This window comes from Actinomycetospora sp., from assembly GCF_055612215.1.
In genome coordinates this window covers 1-5416 of record NZ_JBVPVA010000245.1, presented here as the reverse complement: position 1 = coordinate 5416, position 5416 = coordinate 1, and the positions used below count along the sequence as shown (strand labels likewise).

5 protein-coding genes and 1 pseudogene are annotated in these 5416 nt (G+C 75.1%); 4 read left to right on the top strand and 2 right to left on the bottom strand.

Going from position 1 to position 5416, the window contains the following annotated elements; translation table 11 throughout:
- Nucleotides 1-59: 59 nt before the first annotated feature.
- The 4 genes and pseudogenes from AC0CYZ_RS06710 to AC0CYZ_RS06695 form a co-directional block, all read left to right on the top strand.
- Nucleotides 60-332, top strand: a pseudogene (locus tag AC0CYZ_RS06710) (hypothetical protein); the annotation flags it as partial.
- A 116-nt stretch (nt 333-448) separates the two neighbouring features.
- Nucleotides 449-1075, top strand: a complete 627-nt coding sequence (locus AC0CYZ_RS06705) for a hypothetical protein (RefSeq protein WP_472213569.1) — start codon at nt 449-451, stop codon at nt 1073-1075.
- Between the two features lie 8 nt (nt 1076-1083).
- On the top strand, nt 1084-1854 hold the full coding sequence (locus AC0CYZ_RS06700) for an FHA domain-containing protein (protein WP_472213567.1): 771 nt from the start codon (nt 1084-1086) through the stop codon (nt 1852-1854).
- A 281-nt stretch (nt 1855-2135) separates the two neighbouring features.
- Nucleotides 2136-2771: a response regulator gene (locus AC0CYZ_RS06695; RefSeq protein WP_472213565.1), complete on the top strand. Its 636-nt coding sequence runs from the start codon at nt 2136-2138 to the stop codon at nt 2769-2771.
- A 67-nt stretch (nt 2772-2838) separates the two neighbouring features.
- On the opposite strand, the gene AC0CYZ_RS06690 is transcribed toward AC0CYZ_RS06695, so the two are convergent.
- Both AC0CYZ_RS06690 and AC0CYZ_RS06685 read right to left on the bottom strand, forming a co-directional pair.
- Nucleotides 2839-4263, bottom strand: a complete 1425-nt coding sequence (locus tag AC0CYZ_RS06690) for a glycosyltransferase family 2 protein (RefSeq protein ID WP_472213563.1) — start codon at nt 4261-4263, stop codon at nt 2839-2841.
- A 4-nt stretch (nt 4264-4267) separates the two neighbouring features.
- A partial coding sequence (locus tag AC0CYZ_RS06685; RefSeq protein WP_472213561.1) for a glycosyl hydrolase family 18 protein occupies nt 4268-5416 on the bottom strand: 1149 nt, incomplete at its 5' end.

The window sequence follows — 5416 nt, the reverse complement described above, 5'->3', positions numbered from 1 at the left end:
TCGACGCGCTGCCCGACGGCGTGCTCTTCGCCGTCGTCGCCGGCCGCCACGACGCGCGGATGCTGTTCCCGCAGAGCGAGCGCATGGTGGTGCTCGACCGCATCACCCGCCGTCAGGCCCGGGCAGCGGTCGAGGGCCTCTCACCGCGCGGCGGCACGGCGATCGGCACGTGGCTGCGGCTCGCCGAGCGGCTGCTGGCCCCGCACCCGCGCCGGCTGCGCCACGCCGTCCTGCTCACCGACGGGCGCGACGAGCACGAGACGCCCGAGGACCTCGCCGCGGCGCTCGACGTCTGCGACGGCGTGTTCACCTGCGACGCGCGCGGGGTAGGCCCGGACTGGGTGGTCGACGAGGTGCGCGGCATCGCCTCGCGCCTGCTGGGGACGGCCGACATCGTCGCCGAGCCTAGCACCTCGCCGCGGACTTCGAGGGCATCGTCGGGCGGGCGATGGGCAAGGGCGCGGGCGACGTGGCGCTGCGGGTGTGGGCCCCGCGGGGCGCGACGGTGCGCGCGGTCAAGCAGGTGTCACCCGCCGTCGAGGACCTCACCGACCGGCGGACGCCGGACCCGGCGAAGCCGCTGGTCGGTCTCTCCCCGACCGGTGCGTGGGGCGACGAGACCCGCGAGTACCACGTCCGCGTGACCCTGGACCCGCTCGCGGCCGGCGAGGAGATCCTGGCGGCGCGGGTCGGGATCGCCGCACCGTCGCTGTCCGACGGCCCGCTGGGCGAGACCCGGGTCCGCGTGACCTGGACGCCCGACGCCGCGCTGTCGACCCGGCTGAACAACCATGTCGCCCACTACACCGGGCAGGCCGAGCTCGCCGAGGCGATCCAGGAGGGCCTCGACGCCCGACGCACCGGCGACGTCCGGACCGCCACCGCGCGTCTCGGGCGCGCGGTCGCGCTCGCCGCGCAGTCTGGCCACGAGGAGACCTCCGCGCTGCTGGAGCGGGTGGTCGAGGTGGAGGATCCGGCGACCGGCCGGGTGCGGCTGCGCCGCGAGGTCGCCGCGGCCGACGAGATGACGCTGGACGTGCGGTCGACCCGGACGGCCCGGGTGCGGGAGGGCTGAGCTCGACGATGACGACGACCGTCCGGTGCCGCCACGGGCACGAGTCCGAGACCCCCGACTTCTGCGACGAGTGCGGTGTGCCGATCGAGGGCGCGCCCGCGGCCGCCGCGGCGGGCGCGCCCGCGGGGTCGTCGTCGGGTGGGGCGTCCGCACCGGCCCGGCCCGCACCGCCGGGCCCGGCACCGGCCCCGGCGTACCCGGGCGAGGCCTGCCCCCGCTGCGGCACCCCGCGCACCGGGCGGTTCTGCGAGGAGGACGGGCACGACTTCGTCGTGTCGGGCTCCACCCCGGCACCCCCCGGCCCGGTCCCGCAGGCCCCGGCACCGGCGGAGTCCGTCCCCCGACCGGTGGCGCCGGCGTCGTCGTCGAACGGCCACGGCTGGGTGGTCACCGTCGAGGCCGACCGCCGCTACTACGAGTCGGTCCTCGCCCGCGAGGGCCCGGACATCGCCGAGGTCACCTTCCCGAACTACTACCCGCGCGCGGAGGTCCCGCTGACCGGCGACGAGGTCCGGGTCGGGCGACGGCGGGTGCGCGGGTCCTCGACCCCGCCCGACGTGGACCTCGCGGGTCCGCCCCTGGATCCGGGGGTCTCGCACCTGCACGCGGTGCTGCTCCCGCACGAGGACGGGTGGTCGGTCCTGGACCCGGGCTCCACCAACGGCACCACGATCAACTACGCGGACGAGCCGATCGCCCGGGACACGGTGGTCCCGCTGCGCGAGGGCGACCGGGTGCACGTCGGCGCGTTCACGACCCTGGTGCTGGCGCGGCGCTGAGGCCCGGTCGCGCTCCGTGACGGGGGACGTCTCCGCCGTGCCGGTCCCGGGGGCTCGACCGGTGGTGCCGATCACACTACGCTCGGGTACTGACGGGGCCACGTCGTCCAGTCGCTGACGACCACGCACCGACGGAGCTCTCGGACATCCAGGGGGGGCCTGGCGCCGTGCGCACATCCACATCCAGTTCGACGGGCCGACCGGTCGGGACGAACACGGCCGGCCCGGACCGGCACGTCCCGCTCCGACCCCGGCCCGGGAGGGCGCAGGAGGGGCGCGCCGTGACCGACGTGGTGGTCGGCGACGACCACGGCGTGTTCGTCGACGCGCTGAGCACGGTGCTGGGTCAGCGGCGCCTCGTCGTCCGGGCGGTCGCGCACCGGGCCGCGGAGGTGCTCGCCACGGTCGCGGAGCACACTCCGACCGTCTGCCTGCTCGACCGCACCTTCGCCGACGGCGACGGGATCGAGTTGATCCCGGATCTGCTCGCCGCCAGTCCCGGCACCCGCGTCATCGTCGTCACCGCCGATCCCGACCACGGCTCCGCGGAGCTGGCGCTCGCCCGGGGCGCCCGCGGCTTCGTCCACAAGACGCGCGGGGTGACCGCGCTCGTCGAGGCGATCCACCGCGTCGTGGACGGCGGGACGGTCGTGGAGCTCCCACCCCGACGGCGGACCACCGACCCCGAGGGGGCCGACGTCCGGCGCCGGGCCTCGCACCTGACTCCCCGCGAGCGGGAGTGCCTGGCCCTGATGGTCGAGGGCCGGGGCACCGCCGACCTCGCGGCGCACTGGGGGGTGTCGGTGACCACGGTGCGCACGCACGTGCAGGCGGTGCTGATCAAGCTGGGGGTCCACACGCGGCTGGAGGCGGCCGCCCTGGCCGCCCGGCACGGCCTGGTGCCGCCGCAGCGCTGACGGCACCAGGCCGGGACGTCACGCGAGGCCCGACCTCGGACGAGGCCCGACCCCACGCGATCACGACTCACGCCACGGTGTCGGCCTCCCGCCGGTCGGGCTCGCCGTCCGCCCCGGTGAGGGCGGCCCGGGGAGCCGGGACCCGGTCGAGCCGCTCGGCGTGCACGGTCTCGATCGTCGCCGGCTCCGCCACCTCGCGGCGGACGGGGCTGGTCCACCGGCCGTCGGAGCGGCGCAGCATCCCCGGGACCAGCGTGCGCATCGCCAGGTAGGCGTCGATGAGGCGCATGACGGGGAAGGCCAGGAAGGCGGCCAGGTACCGGAAGCGGCGTTCGATGGCGACGACGATGCAGGTCAGCAGGAAGTCCGGCGCCAGCATCCCGAACAGCAGCGCGGGCAGGTTGAGGTGCGCGGCGAGGACGGCGTGGAGCGGACCCTCGACCGGCCAGGTCAACGCCGCGGGCGTGATGTCCGGCAGCACGAGCACGAGCACGAGCAGGGGCAGCAGGAGGAACGTGACGGCCGCGGTCACCAGCTCGAGCAGCAGCAGGCAGAGCATCACGCCGAACAGGCTCGGGCGCGGCGGGAGCCGGCGCACCGTCTGCCAGAGCCCCAGCGACCAGCGGCGGGTCTGCCGGACGTAGTCGATCAGCCGGTCCGGGTCCTGGGTCTCCGCGACGGCGTCGAGGGTGAAGCCGACCCGGCCGAGCTTGCGGCGGTACAGCTCGAAGGTCATGTTGAAGTCCTCGATCACGAGCCCCGGCGGGTTCATGTCGATCTCGGGCAGGACCCGCGTGCGGTACATGCTGGCGAACCCCGGGACGATGTGCGTCGCGTTCACCCGGGCCCAGGTCTGCCCGAACTTGATCAGTCGCTGGGTCAGCGTGTAGGTGCGCTGCCGGTGGCAGACGAGGATCTTGCCGATGAGCGAGAGCCGCTGCCCGTCCCACGCGCTGCGCACGGCCCCGGCCACGGCGGCCACGTCGGGGTCGGTGAACAGCGGCAGCGCGGCCTCGAAGTAGCCGGGCTGCACGCGGGTGTCGGCGTCGAGGAGCAGCACGTAGTCGAACCGGTCGACCAGGCCGAACCGGGAGATGGCCTCCTCGAGGGCGCCGGCCTTGCCGAGGTTGGTCGCGGTGGAGATGACGTGCACGCCCACCGCCTCCGCGAGTTCCACGGTCCGGTCGGTGGACCCGTCGGAGACGACGTGGACCTGGTCGGCCGGCACGAGCGCGGTGATCGCCGCGAGGCTCTCGGTGATCACCACCTCCTCGTTGTGCGCCGGCACCAGCACGGCCACGCGGGAGAGGTCGGGCACCGGGACGGGTGGGGCCGCGCGTTCCGCGACGTCGGTGCCGTCGCGACGGCGCGCACGGCGGCGTCGCCACGCCGCGAGCGGGTGCTCGTCGACGAGCCGGCAGAGCCCGACGAGGCCCCAGATCGTCACGTTCAGCCCGACGATGCCCAGCGCGAGCAGCCAGACGGGGATCATTTGGTCAACCTCCGGGTGCGGGAGTGGTGGGTGGTCCCTGGGCGCCCCGGGCGAGGTCCGTCCAGAGCGCGGGATCGGGTGGGCCGTACATCCAGAGGAAGACGGCGTGGACGCCGAAGTCGGCGGCGACGGCGCGCTTGGCCTGCGCGCTGGCGGCGTTCTCGAACCACACCTCATGGCGGGAGCCGTCGGCCGCGGTGTACCGGAACCAGGGCGACTGGCTGAGCGGATCCCACTGCACGGTGACGCCGTGCTGGGCGGCCAGCGACACGGCCTGGCCGTAGGAGATGGTGGCGGCGCGCCCGCCGGCCCAGTCGTAGCCGGCCTGGTCGAGCCCGACGACGAGCTTGCCCGGCGGGATCACGGTGGTCGCGTAGGCGAGGACGTCGCGCACCCAGCTCGCCGGGGCGACCGGCCCCGGGGGCGAGGTCTCCCAGTGGTAGTCGTAGGTCATGAGCCGCACCTCGTCGACGGCGGCGCCGATCGCGGCGTAGTCCTGGGCCACGTTGCGCGGATCGTCGCCGGCGTCGTCGACCTTCGCGAACAGCGCGACCGACAGGGTCTTGCCCGCCCCGTGCAGGGAGTCGGCCAGCCGCTGCACGAAGGTCGTGAACGCCGCCCGGTCGCCGGCCTGCAGCTCCTCGTAGTCGAGGTCCACGCCGGCGTAGCCCTGGGCCACGGCGAGCCGGGTGATCGAGGAGATGTTGCGCGCCATCGTGTCCGGGTCGTGCAGCACGGGCGCCACCGCGTCGTAGGAGAAGTCCCCGTCGACCATGTTCGAGACGCTGGGCAGCAGCGGCACGCCCTGGGCGCGCAGCGCCGTCATCGTGGCGCTCGCGGTGGCGACGTCCTGGTGCGGCACCGCCGAGGCGACGTCGCCGTCGGGACCGATGGTGTAGATCCACGGCGAGATCTCGTCGACGACGCCGTGGTTGGCCTCGACCGCCGCGGCGCCGGGCCCGAGGTTCCAGTACGGGATGGAGGCGATCACCGTGCCGTGGACGGGGCTCGCGGACGCGGTGGGGGTGGCCGGGCCGCGGGGGTCGTTCACGGCCGCCACCCCCGCGAGCGCGGCCACGACGGCCGCGACGACGAGCGTGACGAGCAGGAGACGCGAGCTGCGGGGCGTCGGAGCAGCATGTGTGCCCCTCTT

Bases quoted from the DNA above. Each gene is read 5' to 3' on its own strand.
- AC0CYZ_RS06690 (WP_472213563.1), bottom strand. From the start codon at position 4,263: ATGATCCCCGTCTGGCTGCTCGCGCTGGGCATCGTCGGGCTGAACGTG.
- AC0CYZ_RS06705 (WP_472213569.1), top strand. From the start codon at position 449: ATGGGCAAGGGCGCGGGCGACGTGGCGCTGCGGGTGTGGGCCCCGCGG.
- AC0CYZ_RS06700 (WP_472213567.1), top strand. From the start codon at position 1,084: ATGACGACGACCGTCCGGTGCCGCCACGGGCACGAGTCCGAGACCCCC.